General features: G+C 61.1%; 17 protein-coding genes, 1 tRNA gene and 1 pseudogene. 2 read left to right on the top strand and 17 right to left on the bottom strand.

What is annotated here, in order from left to right; genetic code table 11:
• Positions 1 to 2 precede the first annotated feature (2 nt).
• The 12 genes from MITSMUL_RS10800 to rsmD form a co-directional block, all read right to left on the bottom strand.
• Positions 3 to 1007: a beta-ketoacyl-ACP synthase III gene (locus MITSMUL_RS10800; protein ID WP_005842642.1), complete on the bottom strand. Its 1005-nt coding sequence runs from the start codon at positions 1005 to 1007 to the stop codon at positions 3 to 5.
• Positions 988 to 2016 (bottom strand): phosphate acyltransferase PlsX, encoded by a 1029-nt coding sequence (gene plsX / locus MITSMUL_RS10795; RefSeq protein WP_005842641.1) that lies wholly within the window; start codon positions 2014 to 2016, stop codon positions 988 to 990. Before plsX ends, MITSMUL_RS10800 begins: the two co-directional genes overlap by 20 nt.
• A gap of 15 nt (positions 2017 to 2031) precedes the next feature.
• Positions 2032 to 2592: a transcription factor FapR gene (gene fapR / locus MITSMUL_RS10790; protein WP_005842640.1), complete on the bottom strand. Its 561-nt coding sequence runs from the start codon at positions 2590 to 2592 to the stop codon at positions 2032 to 2034.
• Between the two features lie 188 nt (positions 2593 to 2780).
• The gene (gene rpmF / locus MITSMUL_RS10785; RefSeq protein WP_005842638.1) at positions 2781 to 2960 is read right to left on the bottom strand and encodes a 50S ribosomal protein L32; all 180 of its coding nucleotides are present in this window, start codon (positions 2958 to 2960) and stop codon (positions 2781 to 2783) included.
• 23 nt (positions 2961 to 2983) lie between these two features.
• The gene (locus MITSMUL_RS10780) at positions 2984 to 3493 is read right to left on the bottom strand and encodes a YceD family protein (protein WP_040636407.1); all 510 of its coding nucleotides are present in this window, start codon (positions 3491 to 3493) and stop codon (positions 2984 to 2986) included.
• 75 nt (positions 3494 to 3568) lie between these two features.
• Entirely contained in the window at positions 3569 to 4390 is an 822-nt protein-coding gene (locus MITSMUL_RS10775) for a PRD domain-containing protein (protein ID WP_005842635.1), read from the bottom strand.
• 106 nt (positions 4391 to 4496) lie between these two features.
• On the bottom strand, positions 4497 to 6665 hold the full coding sequence (locus MITSMUL_RS10770) for a PTS sugar transporter subunit IIABC (protein WP_040636406.1): 2169 nt from the start codon (positions 6663 to 6665) through the stop codon (positions 4497 to 4499).
• 206 nt (positions 6666 to 6871) lie between these two features.
• A complete protein-coding gene (larC, locus tag MITSMUL_RS10760; RefSeq protein ID WP_040636404.1) occupies positions 6872 to 8104 on the bottom strand; it encodes a nickel pincer cofactor biosynthesis protein LarC in 1233 nt (410 codons plus the stop codon).
• An 11-nt stretch (positions 8105 to 8115) separates the two neighbouring features.
• On the bottom strand, positions 8116 to 8868 hold the full coding sequence (gene larB, locus MITSMUL_RS10755) for a nickel pincer cofactor biosynthesis protein LarB (protein WP_005842630.1): 753 nt from the start codon (positions 8866 to 8868) through the stop codon (positions 8116 to 8118).
• Positions 8869 to 8933: 65 nt separating this feature from the next.
• On the bottom strand, positions 8934 to 9551 hold the full coding sequence (locus MITSMUL_RS10750; protein ID WP_005842629.1) for an ATP synthase subunit B family protein: 618 nt from the start codon (positions 9549 to 9551) through the stop codon (positions 8934 to 8936).
• Positions 9552 to 9615: 64 nt separating this feature from the next.
• A complete protein-coding gene (coaD, locus tag MITSMUL_RS10745) occupies positions 9616 to 10086 on the bottom strand; it encodes a pantetheine-phosphate adenylyltransferase (protein ID WP_005842627.1) in 471 nt (156 codons plus the stop codon).
• Entirely contained in the window at positions 10083 to 10655 is a 573-nt protein-coding gene (gene rsmD / locus MITSMUL_RS10740; RefSeq protein ID WP_005842625.1) for a 16S rRNA (guanine(966)-N(2))-methyltransferase RsmD, read from the bottom strand. Before rsmD ends, coaD begins: the two co-directional genes overlap by 4 nt.
• Positions 10656 to 10780: 125 nt before the next feature.
• Between rsmD and MITSMUL_RS10735 the strand changes: the two genes are divergently transcribed.
• A complete protein-coding gene (locus MITSMUL_RS10735) occupies positions 10781 to 12478 on the top strand; it encodes a DUF4127 family protein (protein ID WP_040636403.1) in 1698 nt (565 codons plus the stop codon).
• A gap of 49 nt (positions 12479 to 12527) precedes the next feature.
• Here MITSMUL_RS10735 and MITSMUL_RS13210 read toward each other — a convergent pair whose 3' ends face one another.
• Together MITSMUL_RS13210 and MITSMUL_RS10730 are read right to left on the bottom strand one after the other, a co-directional pair.
• Entirely contained in the window at positions 12528 to 12899 is a 372-nt protein-coding gene (locus MITSMUL_RS13210) for a cation transporter (protein ID WP_336507988.1), read from the bottom strand.
• Positions 12888 to 14747: pseudogene (locus MITSMUL_RS10730) on the bottom strand (heavy metal translocating P-type ATPase); the annotation flags it as partial. The pseudogene MITSMUL_RS10730 and the gene MITSMUL_RS13210, both read right to left, overlap by 12 nt.
• Before the next feature lie 178 nt (positions 14748 to 14925).
• Between MITSMUL_RS10730 and MITSMUL_RS10725 the strand changes: the two are divergent.
• Positions 14926 to 15001, top strand: a tRNA-Gln gene (locus tag MITSMUL_RS10725).
• A gap of 138 nt (positions 15002 to 15139) precedes the next feature.
• Here the strand turns inward: MITSMUL_RS10725 and MITSMUL_RS10720 are convergent.
• Genes MITSMUL_RS10720 through rimO form a run of 3 tightly spaced genes read right to left on the bottom strand, consistent with a single transcriptional unit; the run spans position 15140 to position 17749 of the window.
• Complete coding sequence (locus tag MITSMUL_RS10720) at positions 15140 to 15862, bottom strand: hypothetical protein (protein WP_005842617.1); 723 nt, start codon at positions 15860 to 15862, stop codon at positions 15140 to 15142.
• A gap of 4 nt (positions 15863 to 15866) precedes the next feature.
• On the bottom strand, positions 15867 to 16385 hold the full coding sequence (locus MITSMUL_RS10715; RefSeq protein ID WP_005842616.1) for a CinA family protein: 519 nt from the start codon (positions 16383 to 16385) through the stop codon (positions 15867 to 15869).
• Positions 16382 to 17749 carry a 30S ribosomal protein S12 methylthiotransferase RimO gene (rimO, locus tag MITSMUL_RS10710; RefSeq protein WP_005842614.1) on the bottom strand — a complete coding sequence of 456 codons (1368 nt, stop codon included), beginning with the start codon at positions 17747 to 17749 and terminating at the stop codon, positions 16382 to 16384. Before rimO ends, MITSMUL_RS10715 begins: the two co-directional genes overlap by 4 nt.
• Positions 17750 to 17785 lie beyond the last annotated feature (36 nt).

Raw genomic sequence — 17785 nt, 5'->3', positions numbered from 1 at the left:
GATTAGTCCTCCTTAGCCCATTTCATGATGCAGGATGCCCAGGTAAGTCCGGCACCAAAACCGGCCAGGGCAATGAGATCACCTTTCTTGAAGCGGTGCGCCTGCACCGCCTCCGCCAGGGCAACCGGAATGGACGCCGCTGACATGTTGCCATATTTCCCGATATCGACGATGACCTTCTCCGCCGGGAGTTCCAGGCGCTTCGCCGCCGCATCAATGATGCGCGTGTTGGCCTGATGCGGCACGAGCCAGTCGATTTCCGACTTCTCGATGCCCGCGCGCGCAAGCGACTTCTCGACCGTCTCGCCGAGGATCTTGACTGCGAAGCGGAAGACGGCCCGGCCATCCATGTGGATGCAGTTCTCGTGCATCAGCAGCGACTCGGCCGTCAGAGGCTTGAGGCTGCCGCCGGCAGGGATGTCGAGCAGGTCGCCGCCCGCACCGTCGCTGCCGAGGTCGAAGCTCAAGAGGCCGTAGCCTTCTTCGACCGGGCCGAAGACGGCGGCACCGGCACCATCACCGAACAGGATGCAGGTGTTGCGGTCCGTCCAGTCCAGGACCTTCGAGAGCGTCTCCGCGCCGACCACGAGGATGTGGCGGTAGACGCCCGTCTCGATGAACTGGCAGGCCGTCGCTGCTGCGTAGGCAAAGCCCGAGCAGGCAGCGGAAAGGTCAAAGGCACCTGCCTTCGTTGCGCCGAGGCGGTCCTGCAGGATGCAGGCCGTCGACGGGATCGTGCGGTCCGGCGTCATCGTCGCGACGATGATGAGGTCGAGCTCCTCGGCTTTCACGCCGGCATTCTCGATGGCCATGCGGGCCGCGCGCTCTGCGAGGTCCGATGTCGGCTGGTCCTTGCGCGCCACGCGGCGCTCATGGATGCCCGTGCGCTCGACAATCCACTCGTCACTCGTGTCGACCATCTGCTCGAGGTCTTCATTCGTGATGACCTTCTCCGGCACGTACCAGCCTGTCCCTATGATACCAGCGCTATTTCTTTTCTCCGTCATGCGTCAGTATATCCTCCTTTGCAAGTGTATCCTGGATGTGAGCGAGGACATCCCCCCGGACATAATCATTCGCCACACCGATTGCACTGCAGATGGACTTGGCGTTCGACGAGCCATGGCTGATGATGCAGCAGCCATTGACACCTAAGAGCGGCGCACCGCCGTACTCCGTGACGTCGAGGCGCTTGCCGAGCTTCTTGAGCGTCGGCATCAGGAGGAACGCACCTAGCTTGGCGAGAATACCGCCGCCCTTGATGGCCTCCTTGATGAGCTTCAGGATTGTCTTTGCCAGTCCCTCTGCAAATTTTAGCACAACATTGCCAACAAATCCATCACAAATTACGACATCGAAGTTGCCCTTGGGCACATCGCGTCCCTCCGCATTGCCACAGAAGTTGATCGTGTGCATGTTCTTGAGCAGTGCGTAAGTCGCCTTGGCCTGCTCATTGCCCTTCGTCTCCTCCTCGCCGATGTTCAAGAGACCGACACGCGGGTTCTTGATCTTGAAGACGTATTCCGCGTAGATCGAGCCCATGATGCCGCTCTGGACGAGATGCTCCGGCTTCGAGTCCACATTGGCCCCGGAGTCCAAGAGCAGTGTGACGCCCTTCGGCGTCGGCATCGGCGTCGCGATAGTCGGACGGCCGATGCCCTTGATGCGGCGCAAGATGAGCTGCGCTGCCGTCACGGCTGCGCCCGTACTGCCAGCCGACAGCACGGCGTCGCAGACGCCGTCCTTGACGAGGCGTGTTGCCACGACGATGGACGCATCCTTCTTCGTGCGCACCGCATCTGCCGGATGCTCGCCCATCTCGATGACCTGCGAGGCGTGATGAATGGAAATGCCGAGCTTTTCCCAGCCCGGCTCCTTCGACAGGACCTCACGGATCTTCGCCTCATCGCCGACGAGGACAATCTCACAATGGTATTTCTTGGCGGCGCGCACCGCACCGAAAACGATCTCGAGCGGTGCGTAATCACCGCCCATGGCATCAACTGCAATCTTCATGCCGGAAATTCCCCCTCACTCCTCTCCCCACGAAACCATGATGAATTTCGCACGGAATACCTCCTGAGTATCATTGCGTGTCTTGACCCAGACAAAATATTTATTGCCGCGTACCTTGACGATCTCTGCCTTGGCAATGAGCTTCTCACCGACATGCACCGGCACCTTGTACTTGACGTTCGCCACGCCGGTGACGGCCATCGGCGCATCGATGATCGCGAGCGCCAGCGAATTGGCCTGCGAGAACATGTAGTAGCCCTTGGCGATCTTCGTCTTCGCGAAGACCATATCATCCGTGATGCGAAGCAGCGAGATGCCGGAATGGCCGAGTTCGAGGTCGATGAGTTCGCCGACGACATCACCGCTCTCGATGGACTTGACCTTGTTCTGCGCACTCTCCGCCATCTTGCGGATGCGGCCGCGCAGCTCCGGTATGCCGAGCTCCAAACGGTCGAGACGGATCGTTTGCACGCTGACGTTGAGCTTCTGGGCGAGCTCCTCGTCGGTCAGGAACGGTTTCTCCTTGACCTGCTGCAGGAGGAGCTGCTGACGCTCCTTCTTCTTGACCCTTGCCATGCCTTCATCTCCTCTCCAAGATTTTAGTACCTGATATTACAACCTTATATCAGGATTTATTATACGGTGTTTGTCCTAAAAAAGCAAGTCTCGCACCGCGCAAATCTCTTCGATGATAAAGGCAGGTATGAGCAAATACGGGCAAAAAAAGAATAAGCAGGACGTTCGTCCTGCTTATCGTATTGTTCTTATTCAGCTGCCTTGACAACCTCTTTGCCATCATAGTAGCCGCATTCTGGGCATACATGATGAGGCATCTTCGGTTCGTGGCACTGCGGGCAAGCTACGAAGCCAGGAGCCTCGAGCTTCCAGTTTGCACGGCGCTGATCGCGGCGTGCCTTCGAAGTTTTGCGCTTTGGTACTGCCATCTCGGATACACCTCCTTACGGTTTCATTTCTTATTTTTCGCCAATAATTCCTGCAAGGCGGCCATGCGCGGATCCGGTACAAACCGGTCGCAGCCACAGTCTCCCTGATTGAGGTCTGCTCCACAGACGGGGCAGAGTCCTTTGCAATCAGGCTTGCAGAGCTTGCTGAGCGGCTGAGCCGCCAGGACGGTATCACGGACGAGCTCCGTGATGTCGATGAAGTCGCCATCAAAGCGATTGGCCTCTTCATCATCAGCCATCTCACCCGTGCGGCGGAATTCTTCCGAGAAGGGATGTTCCTGCTCTTCTTGGCACGGTGCCAGGCAGCGGTCGCATACATAGGATTTCGTACAGCGGATGACGCCTTCCGCGCGCCAGCAGCTGCCCGTGTGGACGATATGCCCTTCAACCTTCAGAGGTCCCACAAAGGCATAATCGTCCGCAACGGCGCCGATGGCTTCGGCAGTCGTCGTGAACGCAAACGGAATCTCCTGCATGATGTCCGCATTCGATTCAGCAATGTTTATTTTCATATCAGCATCAACCTCCATACATTATAGCGATGTGCCCATTCCTTTGTCAAGTATCTAGTGGCAAGTTCGCCTTCCCTAGAGCACGCGCTGGATGTGGATGGCGAGCAGCGTGACCTCTGCGGAAGAGATGGGCAGGCAGAGTTTTTCCTCGAGCGCCTTGCAGAGCTTCTCGGCGAGCTGGTAGGCACGCGGGTACATCTTACGCACGTACTCATCCATCTGCAGCGGCACTTCCTCCTGCGCGCGGATGCGCAAGATCATGTAGCAGACATGGCTGATGAGCCGCGTGTACTTAAGTTCCGTGCGCCGCAGCGAGATGCCGAGCTCTGTTTCGATCTTCGCGATGCAGTCGGCGGCCAGCCGGATGTTCGTCAGGCTGTCCCCGGCATTCTGCTCGCTGATGCCCGCATGGATGTGCAGCGAGAGGTAGCCCGCCTCTTCAGGCGGCAGGCTCAGGCCCTCTTCGCGCTCGATTGCGTGGAGGCCCTGCTCCGCGATGCGGTACTCGTCGGGAAACATCACCATGATGTCGTGCTGCAGCGGATTGGGCAGGCGGATGCCGCGGCGGCAGCGCTCGAGCGCCATCGCGATGTGGTCCGCCATCGGCAGCAGGATGTCGTCGGTCATGGCGGGGAACGACTTGCGCGCCTCGTCGAGCACGCGCGCCGCGAGCTCGACTGCGTGCGGGTCGAGGCCGTTGACGCGCTGCAGCGCGCTGTTTTCATCATCCGTGACGAGATGGTAGACCTTGGCCTGTGGCAGACACGTCAGGCTCTCGATGCGCTCACCGCTCTTCTTTCCGAAGCCGATGCCCTTGCCGAGCAGGATGACCTCCCGGCCCTCTTCCGTCAGCGCCAGGAGCCCGTTGTTGTTCAAAGGCTTTATGACACGAAACATAAAAAACCTCCTTATATGATGCTATCATTATAACCGATACAGAGGTTATGTGCTATAGCCATACAAGGAGATTTTTCATGTCATAGGTTATAATGACTGGATTTGCTTAGAATTTCGCCACTTCGTCGAGTGCCTTGACTGCACCCGTCTTTTCCATCTGGATGGACTGGCCTTCCTGCAGACCCGTGAAGATGACGAGGCAGGCATCCGACTTGGCATTTGCCTTGATGAAGGCGTCGTCGAAGTGCATGAGCTTGTCGCCCTTCTTGACCTTCTGGCCGTTCTCGACGAATACCTCGAAGCCCTTGCCGCCGAGGTTGACCGTGTCAACGCCGATGTGCAGCAGGTACTCCGTGCCGTCAGCGGCCTTCATGCCGATGGCGTGCTTCGTGTCGAAGACGAAGACGACTTCGCCGTCAGCTGGTGCGTAGACCGTCTCTTCCGTCGGATAGACGAAGTAGCCGTCGCCCATCATCTTGCTCGCGAACGCCTCGTCCGGCGCTTCTGCAATTGGATGGACATCGCCGGCAACCGGCGTGCAGAGGGCATGCGTTGCGGCCTGCGGTGCAGCAGACGGCTTCTCTTCAGCCTTCGGCGCCTCTTCTGCCTTCGGTGCTTCTGCCGGGGCATCGAGCTCTGGCTCGACATCCGGAGCCGTCTCGAGATACGTCTCGAGGTTTGCCTTGATGACGGCGACCTGCGGTCCGTAGATGACCTGGACGCCCGTGCCCTTGACGATGACGCCGACAGCGCCCGTTGCCTTGAGGATCTTCTCGTTGACGAGCGAGGAATCTGCTACCGAGCAGCGCAGGCGCGTCGCGCAGCAGTCGACCGACGTGATGTTCTTCTTGCTGCCGAGGCCGCGTGCGATCATCGAGCTCTTGGCATCCTCGACGCTCTGCTGCGAACCGCCGTTTGCGCCAGCGCCCTTCTTGGCCTGGTAGTCTGCCTTCGTGTAGAGCTTCGTCTCCTCGTCGTCGTCCTCGCGGCCCGGCGTCTTGAAGTCGAATTTCTTGATCATCCAAGTGAAGATGAAGTAGTAGAGGAAGAAGTAGATGATGCCGACCGGGATGATGTACATCCAATTCGTCTTCGCCTCACCCTGCAGGATGCCAAAGATGAAGAGGTCGAGCAGGCCGCCCGAGAATGTCAGGCCGACCGCGATGTTGAGCATATGCGCAATCATGTAGGCTGCGCCAGCGAGGATGACCTGCACGCCGAAGAGTGCCGGTGCGACGAAGAGGAAGGAGAACTCGATCGGCTCCGTGATACCCGTGAGCATCGAGGTCAGGGCAGCGGAGAGCAAGAGACCTTTGGCGGCCGTCTTCTTCGACGGCTTTGCGCAGCGGTACATGGCGAGGGCTGCGCCCGGCAGGCCGAAGATCATGAAGATGAACTCACCGGAGAAGTAGCGCGTCGCATCTGCGCTGAAGTGCGTGACGTTCGGCGAAGCGAGCTGAGCGAAGAAGATGTTCTGGCCGCCCTGAACGAGCTGGCCGTCGATCATCATCGAGCCGCCGACGCCCGTCTGCCAGAACGGCAGGTAGAAGACGTGGTGCAGGCCGAACGGGATCAGCGCGCGCTTGATGATACCGAAGATCAGCGTACCGATGTAGCCCGTGCCCGTGACGAGGCTGCCGAGTGCGAAGATGCCCTGCTGCGCCAGCGGCCAGATGAAGTAGAGGGCGATGCCGACGAAGAGGTAGACGACCGTCGAGATGATCGGCACGAAGCGCGAGCCGCCGAAGAACGACAGCGCATTCGGCAGGACGATCTTGTGGAACTTGTTGTGGAGGTACGCGACGCCGATGCCGACGATGATGCCGCCGAAGACGCCCATCTGGTACGACATGATGCCGCACGAGCTCGCGATCGTGCCCTCGAGCACGCCCGGCGCGATCGTGCCGTCCGGCAGGATCTGGCCGTTGAGCTTGAGCATGGCGTTGCAGGCGCTGTGCATGACGAAGAAGGAGATCATGGCGGCGAGCGCTGCGACCTCGCGCTCTGCCTTGGCCATGCCGATGGCGACGCCGACAGCGAAGATGATCGGCAGGTTGCCGAAGATCGTGCTGCCCGCGCTGGCCATGATGGTCAGCAGGCCGCCGAGGAGCGTGCCATCACCGAAGATGGCTTCGAGACCATACGTCTTGATGGTCGTCGGATTGGTGAACGATGCGCCGATGCCGAGCAGGATACCGGCGATCGGCAGCACGGCGACTGGCAGCATGAAGCTGCGGCCGACGCGCTGCAATACGCTGAAGATTTCGTCTTTCATGAGACCGTCCTTTCCCCCGCGTGCAGGCACGCAAAAAGGCATCAGCAAAAAGCAGCTATACAGGTCCCCTTCCTCTAAACGGGATCTGCTGCTCTTCGCTGATGCCTGCATGACCAGTAACACGCGAACCTTGTTACAACATATCTTGTTTCAACAGGCCTTATTATACGCTATCTTCATCGCGTTGTAAAGCCTGTTTTCGCATTTTATTTCTTGATTCTTCGCAATGTCGCGCAGGAAGCAGCCAAAGCCTGACGGGCGGCCTCCTCCACCTGCTTCAACGGCACGCCGGCCCGTCGCGCCAAGAGGCAGCAATCCTCGTACTCCGGCTTGCTGTTGACGAGCACGCCGTGCCAGAAGGCGAGCTTGCAGGCGACTTCACCGTACGGCGTCGCGACGCGCACCGTCTCGCGCTCCGCCTCGATGCGCTCCGCCACCTCAAGGACGCGCAGGCCGATGCTCGTCGTCTCGCGCAGGATGACAGAAGCACATACATCCTTCGATCTCGTGCGGCAGAGCAATGAGAGCATCTGCGCCGGCCGTGTCTTCTTCATGACAATTGGCGTTGTCCAGACATCGAGTGCGCCGGCCGCGAAGAGCCGCTCATAGAGGTAGCCGTAGATCTGCGGGCTCATGTCGTCGATGTTCGTCTCGAGCACGAGAAAATCCGAGCCCTGCTCCGCCTCTTTTTCTGCCACCTCTCCGATGTAGAGCCGCAGCACATTGGGGATTGCGAGGTCCCAGGTGCCGGCGCCATAGGAAACGCCATCCGCCCGGAAGCCCTCTGGCAGACTCTCCGAGAAAGAGGCCTGGCTGCGCAGGAAGGCCGCGCCCGTCGGCGTCGTGAGCTCCTTCTCAGCACCGACATGATAGTTCGGCCAGTCGAGCAAGAGTTCAGCCACGGCAGGAGCCGGCACCGGCATGAGGCCATGCGCGCACTGCACGAAGCCCGAGCCCGTATTGACCTTTGAGGCAAAGACGCGCTCGATGCCGAGGTAGTCGAGGCAGATGGCCGCGCCGACGATGTCGAGGATGGAGTCGACTGCGCCGACCTCGTGGAACGTCACCATGTCGGCAGGGCGCGCGTGCACCTTGCCCTCCGCCTCGGCCAGCACCTCGAAGATGGCGAGGCTTCGCGCTTTGACCGCCTCCGTCAGAGACGACGCCTCAATCAGCGCGCGGATGTCTGCCATCGTGCGGTGTTCATGGTGCCCGTGCTCTCCATCATGGTGCCCATGATGGGGCAGCTGGACATCGACATAACAGGCCGCAATGCCGTTCTTCACGACGGGCTCCACCTTCATCGCATAACTGCCCTCGATGGGAAGCTTCGCGAGCTCGGCGCGCAGATGTGCCTCCGGCACGCCCGCCGCCAGGAAGGCACCGAGCAGCATGTTGCCGCTGATGCCCGAGAAACAATCGAGATAAATCGCTTTCATATTCATCCTCCTCAGCGCAGGTGGTTGATCTTGCTCGCAAGCACGCCGGCACCGAAGCCGTTGTCGATGTTGACGACGCTGACGCCCGACGCGCAGCTGCTGAGCATCGCCAAGAGGGCCGTGACGCCGTGGAACGCCGCCCCGTAGCCGACACTCGTCGGCACGGCGATGACAGGCTTGTCCGTCAGGCCGCCGACGACGCTCGCGAGCGCGCCCTCCATGCCGGCGACGACGATGATGACCCTCGCCGCTTCGATGTCCGCCTTATGGGCAAAGAGCCGGTGGATGCCGGCCACGCCGCAGTCGTAGTGCACCTTGACTGTATTGCCGCAGAGATGCGCCGTGAGCCGGGCCTCCTCCGCGACGGGGATGTCGCTCGTGCCGGCCGACAGGATCAGGATCATGCGCTCTGGATCCCGCACCACGGGCCGCTCGATGTATAGGATGCGTGATACTTCATCGTATCTTGCCTCCGGCAGCTTTTCCTGCACAAAGGCGGCCTTCTCCGCGCTGACGCGCGTCGCCATGACGCTGCCCGCACTCTTCTCGGCCAACGCCTCCATGATGGCGAGCACCTGCTCGCCCGTCTTGCCCTCGCCGTAGATAACCTCTGGAAAGCCCTGACGCCGTTCGCGCGCATGGTCGACCTCCGCGAAGCCCATCTCCTCGACGGAGGACTTCTCCAGGAAGGCCGCTGCCTCCCGCTCCGAGATGCTCCCCTGCTTGTAGCGCCGGAGCACCGAACAGATCTCTTCGTCCGTCATACTCTACACTTCCTCATTGAAACAAAAAGCCTATGATGCTCGCATCATAGGCCACATAATCCGGTTCATTGCTCAGCCGGCAGGTGTTCTTCCGCTTTCTCTTCTTTGGCCGGTGCCGGCGGCTTCGGCTGGTTGAGGCCGGCCTTGGCGGTCTGCAGGACTTGCAGGGCCTGCTGCAGGCCCTGCGTGACCTGCTGGACGCCTGTAGCAGCCTGCTTCACACCGTCCTGCGCCTGTTGGACGCCCTCGAATGTGCGCGAGACATGTGCGATGAGCTGCTCGAAGACCTGGTTCGCATAGAGGTCGACATTGTCCTTTAGCTCCTGCGCCTGTGCCTTGGCCGCGTCAATCATCTCCTTCGACTGCTGCTGCGTCTGCTGCAGGATCTCCTTGCCGCGCTGCTTCGACTGCATGACGATCTCGCTGTGCTCCACCATCAGGGCAGCCTGGTCCTGCGCCTCCTTGCGGATGTGCTCAGCCTCACGCTGCGCATCCTTGATGATGCCCTCGCGCTGCTTCATGATGGCATCTGCCTTCTCGAGCTCCTTCGGCAGGTCGTTGCGAAGCTCCTCCACGTAGTGGACGAGGTCGTTGTCGTTGATGAGGATGTGGCCCGTGAACGGGAAGGTCTTGGCCGTGGCCACCATGTTCTCGATATTATCTAAAGTCTCGCGTACTCCCATATTCCGCTTACTCCCTTTCTTTTCCTGAACTCCTGAACACCTTGAATTGCTTGCATGATGGAATCTATAATCTATGGATTGCCTGCTCCACGCAGGGTGGAACCAGGCCGTGTACATCACCGTGGAAACGGATGAGCTCCCGTATGCCCGAGGAGCTCACGAAAGAATACTCCGGCCGCGTCAAGAGGAAGACCGTGTCGATGTCAGGTTCCAGATGGCGAATCATGTAGGCCTCGTTCTGCTCGTACTCGAGGTCCTTGATGGAACGGACGCCGCGCACGATGACATGTGCCTCATGCGCCTTCATGTAGTCCGTGATGAGCCCCGAGAACGAATCGACCTTGACATTCCCGATGCGGGCAGTCGCCTCGCGCAGGAAGCGCACGCGCTCTTCGACCGGAAAGAACGCCTGCTTATTCACGTTGTGGAACACGCAGATGATGATCTCGTCAAACATCGTGCTGGCCCGCTCGAAGATGTCGATGTGGCCATTCGTGACGGGGTCGAAACTGCCGGAACAGACGGCACGCCTCATATATCCTCCTCCTCAAGATACGCCTTGCGCTGGAAGAAGCTCAGCTGCGTCGTGTGACCGTAGCGGCGGTTCAGCACACAGCTGAGCTTTGCGAGCTCTGGCATGGTATTCTCATCCGCGCCGTGCTCGACGACGAGGATGCCGTCATGGGCGAGCACCGCGCTCTCGTCAAAGAAAGTCAGTGCCCGCTCAAAGAGACCCTTGTGGTACGGCGGATCGCAGAAGATCAGATTGAAGGACGCCCCGCCCTGCTCAAAGCGCGCGAGCTGCGCGAAGACATCGCCGCCATGGACAGTGGCGCGGTCCTGCAGGCGCGTGTGTACGGCGTTCTCGCGGATCAGCGCTGCCGTCGCCTGGTCGACGAAGCAGGCCGAGGCAGCGCCGCGCGACAGGGCCTCGAGTCCGAGGTTCCCCGTGCCCGCGAAGATGTCGAGGACCTTGCGCCCGTACACCTTCGAGCCAAGGATGTTGAACAGGGACTCCTTGATCCGGTCCGACGTCGGGCGCGTCGCCTGCCCCTTCGGCGTCTTGAGGCGGCAGCCCCGCGCCGAGCCCGTTATGATTCGCATACGTTCCACTCCAAACACAAAAGCCTATAAACAGATTCATTCTAACATATTTTCTCGTTTTCGTGAACCTTTAATGGTATAATTAGCGCGTACCAAAAGTTTGGAATGAAAGTGAGGGCATCTCTTTGGAACGATATCGAAAGCGGAGCGCGCTCTTGATCCTCGTGCTCGTGCCGCTCCTCGCGCTCGGGCTCTGGAATCTGCGGGCACTGCACCACCCTGCTGGCACGCCCATCTCGCCGCAGGAAACGACGGAGCACCATGTCATCCTCGTGCCGCTCGACGGCCGCCCGCCCTGCCGCCAGTTCGTCATCGATGCGGGGCGCATCGGCGGCACGGAAGTCGTGACGCCGCCGCACGAGCTGCAGGACTACTACTCGCAGCCCGGCGACACGAAGGGCATGCGCCGCTGGCTGCTAGAAGAAATGGCCAAGGGCCAGACTGAGGCCATTTTCCTCTCCGTCGACCAGCTGCTCTACGGCGGCCTGCTGACGGCCCGTGAGAAGCAGGCAACGCCCGCGGAAGTCGAGGAACTCTTCGCCTTCTTCCACGAGCTCCACGCGGCGAATCCCGCCGTGCCCATCTACGCCTTCAGCATCCTGCCGCGCCTGACGCCGCAGGACACGATTGACGGCTACGACGAGCGGCGCGACATCATGGCCTACTCGCGCCTCGTCGGCCGCCAGGCGGCGGGCCTGCCCGTCGACGAGGAAAAGCTCGCTGCGCTCAAGGCGAAGATTCCGCCCGCGAGCCTCGCGCGCTACCTCGCGCACTTCGAGGAGAACGCCGCCCTCAATGAGCGGCTCATCGACCTCACGCATGACGGGACCATCACGCGCCTCGTGCTCGGGCAGGACGACGGCGAGGAATACGGCATCCCGAACATCGAGAAGTACAATCTGCTGGGCTACATCCAGGACCTCGGCCTGACCGATCGCCAAGTCTTCCTGACACACGGCGCCGACGAGATTGCCCTGTCGCTGCTCGCCGCCTGGCACAACGAGACGACAGGCTACGCGCCGAAGATCTTTGTCCAGTACAACGACCCCGGCGCGCACGACCGCGTCATGCCCTACATGGCCGTGCCGACCGGCATCTGCACCGAGGAAAAGATACGCCTTGCGGGCGGCACGCCTGCTGCCTCGCCAGAGGAGGCCGACTTCACGCTGCTCGTCTCGACGAATGACTCCGACAAGGACACGCTTTGGAGCCGCGGCGCCTGCGTGAGCCTGCTCGAGGAAAACATCGCCAAGGGGCAGCCGACGGCGCTCGTCGACCTCAGCAAGCACTTCGACAGCGCAGAGACCGTCCTGCCGCAGCTCATCGAGGCCGGCTTCCCCGTCAACCGCCTGCTCGCCTACGCCGGCTGGAACACGACGAGTAACGCGCTCGGCACGGCAATCGCCCAGGCCTGCCTCTACCGCTCCTCCCTCTCCACTGTCACCGACGACGGGCAGGCCATCGGCCTCGCCGCCGCACAGGTCCGCTTCCTCGAGAACCGCATCCTCGAGGATTACTTCTACCTCAAGGAAGACATCGATACCATCAACGGCTCGCTCAAGAAGGCGGGCTACGTCAACACGGCCGACCTCGACCTCGACCGCAACTACCGCTGGGCCAATCTCATGCTGCGCACCTCGATGACGCGCCACCTGCTCGTCTACAAGAACACCGCCGCCTTCCGCGCGCCATTCCCTGTCGATGCGCCTTCCGGCACCATCTATCTGCAGCTCCACGACATGCAGGCCGACATGAGTTTCCCGTGGCCGCGCACCTTCGAGATCTACCTCGAGACGACGCCGTTCTTCAGCCGCATCTCATAAAAAAAGAGCGAGACCGTGTCTCGCTCTTTTTGTTGTGCAACCTAGTAGTTCAGATGTAGACCTCGCAGTCATCCTCGACCTGCTTGCAGGCTTTGCGCACGCGCTCCATGACGCTCTGCTGGTCGGCATCGCGCTCAAACTCGACCTTCATCTCCTGCATCATGAAGTTGATGGCGGCATGCTTGACGCCGTCGACCTTATTGGCCGCCTGCTCCATGAGGTTCGCGCAGTTGGCACAGTCCACCTCGATGCGGTAGGAACGCTGCGGCAGCGTCTCTGCCGCTGGGGCAGGCTTGCGCTCTGCATGAGGTCCGGGAACGGGGATGGTCTCGACCTCTGCGCCCGACGGCAGGACTTCTTCATGCGCACCTGCCGCGGCCGGGAGCTCCGCTACCTTGCCGCTCGCAAAGAGGGCCCGCATGGCGTTGAGCACGGCCAGCACCATGACGCCGACATCGGCGAAGATGGCCGCCCACATGTTGGCCAGGCCGATGGCACCGAGGACGAGCACGACGGCCTTGACGCCGATCGAGAAGACGATGTTCTCGTAGACGATGCGCATCGTCTTGCGCGCGATGCGCTGTGCCACGGCGATCTTCAGAGGATCGTCGTCCATCAGCACGACATCAGCCGCCTCGATGGCCGCATCGGACCCCATCGCGCCCATCGCTATGCCGACGTCGGCGCGCGAGAGCACGGGCGCATCGTTGATGCCGTCGCCGACGAAGGCCAGCTTGCCGCCCCTGCCCTGCTGCAGCAGGGCCTCGACCTTGGCGACCTTGTCCTGCGGCAGCAGCTCGCCGTAAGCCTCGTCGAGCGAGAGTGCAGCGGCGACATGCTCAGCGACTTTCTTGGCGTCGCCCGTCAGCATGACCGTGCGCTTGATGCCGTTCTTGTGGAGCGCTTCGATGGCCCTTGCCGAGTTCGCCTTGATGACGTCCGAGATGACGATGTGGCCCGCATAGACGCCGTCGATGGCCACATGGATGATCGTGCCCTCCTTCTCGCAGGGATGCCAGGCCGCGCCGACGGCCTCCATCATCTTCTCGTTGCCGACGCAGATCGTATGGCCATTGACCTTGGCGCGCACGCCGTGGCCGGCGACCTCCTCGACTGCTTCGACGCGGCAGCCGTCGGCCTCATGCGCATACGCCGTGCGCAGCGAGACGGCAATCGGGTGCGTCGAGTAGCGCTCGACATGTGCGGCGAGGTGCAGGAGTTCCTCCGGCTCAATCGTCTCCGGATGGATGGCCGTGACCTCGAACACGCCCTTCGTCAACGTGCCCGTCTTGTCGAAGACGACCGTATCGACTGCGGCGAGCGTCTCGAGGTAGTTGGACCCCTTGATGAGCACGCCAGCGCGGCTCGCCCCGCCGATGCCGGCGAAGAACGAGAGCGGGATGCTGATGACGAGCGCGCACGGGCAGCTGATGACGAGGAAGACGAGGGCCCTGTAGACCCAGGTGCCCCAGTCGGCGCCCATGCCGCCGAGCAGATTGACGATTGGCGGCACGACGGCCAGCACGGCAGCGGCGCCGACGACGATTGGCGTGTAGACGCGCGCGAACTTCGCGATAAAGTGCTCCGACTTCGACTTGCGCGAGCTCGCCTCCTCGACGAGCTGCAGGATGCGCGAGACAGTCGACTCCGCGAAGCGCTTCGTCGTGCGGATGGTCAGTACGCCGTCCTCATTGATGCAGCCGCTGATGACCTCATCGCCCGCCTTGACGCGGCGCGGCAAGCTCTCACCCGTCAATGCGACCGTGTTGAGGCTCGACTGGCCTTCGACCACGACGCCGTCGAGCGGCACCTTCTCGCCCGGCTTGACGAGGATGGTCGAGCCGATGGCCACCGAGTCGGGGCTGACGCGCTGCAAACCGTCCGACTGCACGAGATTGGCGTAGTCGGGGCGGATGTCCATGAGCTCCGAGATGTTGCGGCGGCTGCGGCCGACGGCATACGACTGGAACCACTCGCCGACCTGATAGAAGAGCATGACGGCGATGCCCTCCGTGTAGTCGCCGTCCTCGTAGACCGCGAGCGCCATCGCGCCGATCGTCGCCACGGCCATGAGCAGGCACTCGTCGAGCGGCTGGCGGCGCCAGATGCCCTTGCCCGCCTTGAGCAGGATGTCATAGCCGACGATGAGGTACGGCACGAGGTACGCGAGGAAGCGTGCCATGCCCGAGAGTGGCACATAGGCCAGCGCGACCATGAGCACCGCCGCCACCACGATGCGGATGAGGTTTCGTTTCTGTCTAGAGTTCATCTTCTCCACTCCAATCTCCTTGACTCAAACATATGAACAACAATTCATTCGTTGATTTTATTATAGCAGATTGGCCGGATAAGGCAAGCACTTCACGTGAAAATGCGCGTAAAATTTTTTATTTTCCTGTTGACAAGAGGGCCTCTCATCCGTATAATATATAAATGTCGAAAGACACAGGGGTATCGCCAAGTTGGTAAGGCACGGGTCTCTGAATCCCGCATGCGTTGGTTCGAGTCCAGCTACCCCTGCCATATGAATACTGAGCCAGTCCGAAGGGGCTGGCTTTTTTGCATGACAATCCTCTATTGTTATGGCCCAAGATAAAAGAGGCTGGCGCACGCTGCATCTGCTCGTGCGCCAGCCTCTTTGCCTGTATATGGGCTCTGAACTTATTTCTTGCTCTTCTTGTCCTTCTTGCTGGACTTTGTATTTGCCTTCTTGTCCTTACTGTTCGCGAGCTGCTTGCTGTCCACATCCTTCAAGGTCGTGATGCCCTTCTGGAAGGCAGCGAGCGAGCTTGCGCGCAGGTCTGGATTATCGATGAGCTCGACGCCGTAGCGGTTGCCCTTCTCCGTGCGGAAGAAGGCGACAGCCATCTGCGTGTCGGCCTTCGCCACGCCGTCGACCTTGCCGTCGCCGTCCTCATCAATCTCGACTTCTTTGGCCGTCACCGCATAGATGGCCTTGTTCTTCGCGTTGAGATTGACGAGCATGATGCCCTCGTAGCCATTGCTGCCCATGATGCCCGAGAGCAGCTTCTCAGCTTCCGACTCCTTGAGCTTGTTGAGGTCCGGCACATTCTTGTTGTCAAAGGCATCGGTGAGCACGACCCAGGCGTACTTGATGTTGTAGCCGTCGTTGTCGAAGATCAGGACCTCACCCTTCTTGTCCTCGTAGAGCGCGCTGGCGGGGATGACACCGACGGGCTTCTGCGGACACTGGATCGTGTAGCCGTACTGCTGGCTCGTGTAGGTGTAGGGCAGCGTGACCTGCACAGGGGCCGCCTGCGTGGCGGCTGCCGGTGCCTGCTCAGCGGCGAAGGCCGGCATGGCCGGCGTCATGAGGATGGCGGCGCCAAGCGCTGCCGCTGCTGCATAAGAATAAAATCGCATACGATTACTTCCTTTCTGGATGAGCGTTCTGCTCTGGGTGATTCAGCTGCGTGAGGTAGGCGGATGCCATGGCGAGTGCTGTGTCGGTCGTCTGACGCTTTACCTCCGTGCGCGTGCCGCTGAAGTGATTTTCCTTGACCATCGTACCCCGCGGACCTGAAACGGCGATGAAAACGAGGCCGACCGGCTTCTCCTTCGTACCGCCGCCCGGACCGGCGATGCCCGTGATGCCGACGCCGATGTCCGTCTCGATGGCGCGGCGGATGCCCTCGGCCATCTCGCGCGCCGTCTCCTCTGAGACAGCGCCGTGAGCGAGCAGGGTCTCATGCTGCACGCCGACGAGCGTTTCCTTGATGCGGTTCGTGTAGGAGACGACGGAGCCCATGACGTAGGCCGAGCTGCCCGCGATGTCCGTCAAGCGGCTCGTCAGCAGGCCGCCCGTACACGACTCCGCACAGGCAATCGTGAGGCCCTGCGCGAGGAGCTGCTGTCCGACCTGTTCTTCAAGAAGTTTCTTGCTCATTCCGCTGCCTTCTTCCCTGCTTCGCTGGCATCGCCATTGTTGATGCGCTCGCCGACGATGTCGTAGGTGAAGCCCTGCAGGACGCGCACGCGCACGATGTCGCCCGGCTTGCTGTCCGTGTCGTTCTCGACGTAGACCTGGCCGTCGACCTCCGGCGCCTCGCGGTAGGAACGGCCGACCGAGATGTTCGGCTGCTCCTCGTCACGCCCCTCGACGAGGACATCGAGCTCCTTGCCCTCGAGCGACTGATTGATCTGCTCCGAGATCTTGCACTGCAGGCTCATGAGGTCGTGGTAGCGCTCCTGCATGATCTCCTCCGGCACCTGGTTCGGCATGTCGTAGGCCGGCGTGCCCTCCTCGCGCGAATACGTGAAGACGCCGACCTTGTCGAGGCGCATCTCCTCGATGAAGTTGCGCAGCGTGTGGTACTGGGCATCCGTCTCGCCCGGGAAGCCGACGATGAACGTCGAGCGGATCGTCACGCCGGGGATGCGCTCGCGCAGCTTCTTGATCAGCGCGCGCATCTCCTCCTGCGTGTCAGGGCGGCGCATGCTGCGCAGCACGGCGTCGTGCGCATGCTGCAGCGGCAGGTCGACGTACTTGCAGATCTTCGGCTCGCTCGCGATTGTCTCGATGAGCTCGTCGCTGAAGTACTTCGGGTAGCTGTAGAGCGTGCGGACCCACTGGAGCTTCGGCACCTTGACGATCTCGCGCAAGAGCTCAGAAAGCTTCGGCGCACCGTAGAGGTCGCGGCCGTACTCCGTCGAGTCCTGGGCGATCAGGACGACTTCGCGCACGCCGTTCTCCGTCAGGTGGCGCACCTCGTCGCAGATGTCCTCGATGCGGCGGCTGCGGTAGTCGCCGCGGATGTACGGGATGGCGCAGAAGGCGCAGCGGTTGTTGCAGCCCTCTGCAATCTTGACATAAGCCGTGTACGACGGCGTCGTCGTGATGCGCGGCGTGTTCTCGTCGTAAAGCGCCTCGTCCTTGCCAGCGATGACGACGCGGTGCCCCTTGAGCGTCTCCTCGACGGCCTCCATGATGCGGCCCCAAGCGCCCGTGCCGATGATGGCATCCGCCTCCGGTATCTCGTCTAAGAGCTCCTGCTTGTAGCGCTGTCCGAGGCAGCCCGCGACGATCAGGCTGCGGCAGCGGCCGCTCTCCTTGTACTCGGCCATGTTGAGGATGGTCGTGATCGACTCCTCCTTGGCCGACTGGATGAAGGCGCAGGTGTTGACGATCAGGATGTCGGCCTCGGCCGGATTGGCCGTGAGCTCGATGCCGTGCTGCTTGAGGATGCCGAGCATGACCTCTGTGTCAACGAGATTCTTGGAACAGCCAAGACTGATGAAACCAGCTTTCACTGAAATACCTCCCTAGTATGGATAGATCTATCGGTA

The organism is Mitsuokella multacida DSM 20544 (genome assembly GCF_000155955.1).
GTDB classification, from domain to species: Bacteria; Bacillota; Negativicutes; order Selenomonadales; family Selenomonadaceae; genus Mitsuokella; species Mitsuokella multacida.
Note: the sequence above shows the minus strand (reverse complement) of the source record. Positions and strands in the feature narration are given on the sequence as shown.

Excerpts from the sequence above, each read along its gene's own strand:
- MITSMUL_RS10770 (WP_040636406.1), bottom strand. The coding sequence starts at position 6,665 with ATGAAAGACGAAATCTTCAGCGTATTGCAGCGCGTCGGCCGCAGCTTC.
- MITSMUL_RS10720 (WP_005842617.1), bottom strand. The coding sequence starts at position 15,862 with ATGCGATTTTATTCTTATGCAGCAGCGGCAGCGCTTGGCGCCGCCATC.
- coaD (WP_005842627.1), bottom strand. The coding sequence starts at position 10,086 with ATGAGGCGTGCCGTCTGTTCCGGCAGTTTCGACCCCGTCACGAATGGC.
- MITSMUL_RS13210 (WP_336507988.1), bottom strand. The coding sequence starts at position 12,899 with ATGCGGGCCCTCTTTGCGAGCGGCAAGGTAGCGGAGCTCCCGGCCGCG.
- MITSMUL_RS10780 (WP_040636407.1), bottom strand. The coding sequence starts at position 3,493 with ATGAAAATAAACATTGCTGAATCGAATGCGGACATCATGCAGGAGATT.
- MITSMUL_RS10715 (WP_005842616.1), bottom strand. The coding sequence starts at position 16,385 with ATGAGCAAGAAACTTCTTGAAGAACAGGTCGGACAGCAGCTCCTCGCG.
- fapR (WP_005842640.1), bottom strand. The coding sequence starts at position 2,592 with ATGGCAAGGGTCAAGAAGAAGGAGCGTCAGCAGCTCCTCCTGCAGCAG.
- MITSMUL_RS10775 (WP_005842635.1), bottom strand. The coding sequence starts at position 4,390 with ATGTTTCGTGTCATAAAGCCTTTGAACAACAACGGGCTCCTGGCGCTG.
- rsmD (WP_005842625.1), bottom strand. The coding sequence starts at position 10,655 with ATGCGAATCATAACGGGCTCGGCGCGGGGCTGCCGCCTCAAGACGCCG.
- MITSMUL_RS10800 (WP_005842642.1), bottom strand. The coding sequence starts at position 1,007 with ATGACGGAGAAAAGAAATAGCGCTGGTATCATAGGGACAGGCTGGTAC.
- plsX (WP_005842641.1), bottom strand. The coding sequence starts at position 2,016 with ATGAAGATTGCAGTTGATGCCATGGGCGGTGATTACGCACCGCTCGAG.
- rpmF (WP_005842638.1), bottom strand. The coding sequence starts at position 2,960 with ATGGCAGTACCAAAGCGCAAAACTTCGAAGGCACGCCGCGATCAGCGC.
- larC (WP_040636404.1), bottom strand. The coding sequence starts at position 8,104 with ATGAAAGCGATTTATCTCGATTGTTTCTCGGGCATCAGCGGCAACATG.
- MITSMUL_RS10750 (WP_005842629.1), bottom strand. The coding sequence starts at position 9,551 with ATGGGAGTACGCGAGACTTTAGATAATATCGAGAACATGGTGGCCACG.
- larB (WP_005842630.1), bottom strand. The coding sequence starts at position 8,868 with ATGACGGACGAAGAGATCTGTTCGGTGCTCCGGCGCTACAAGCAGGGG.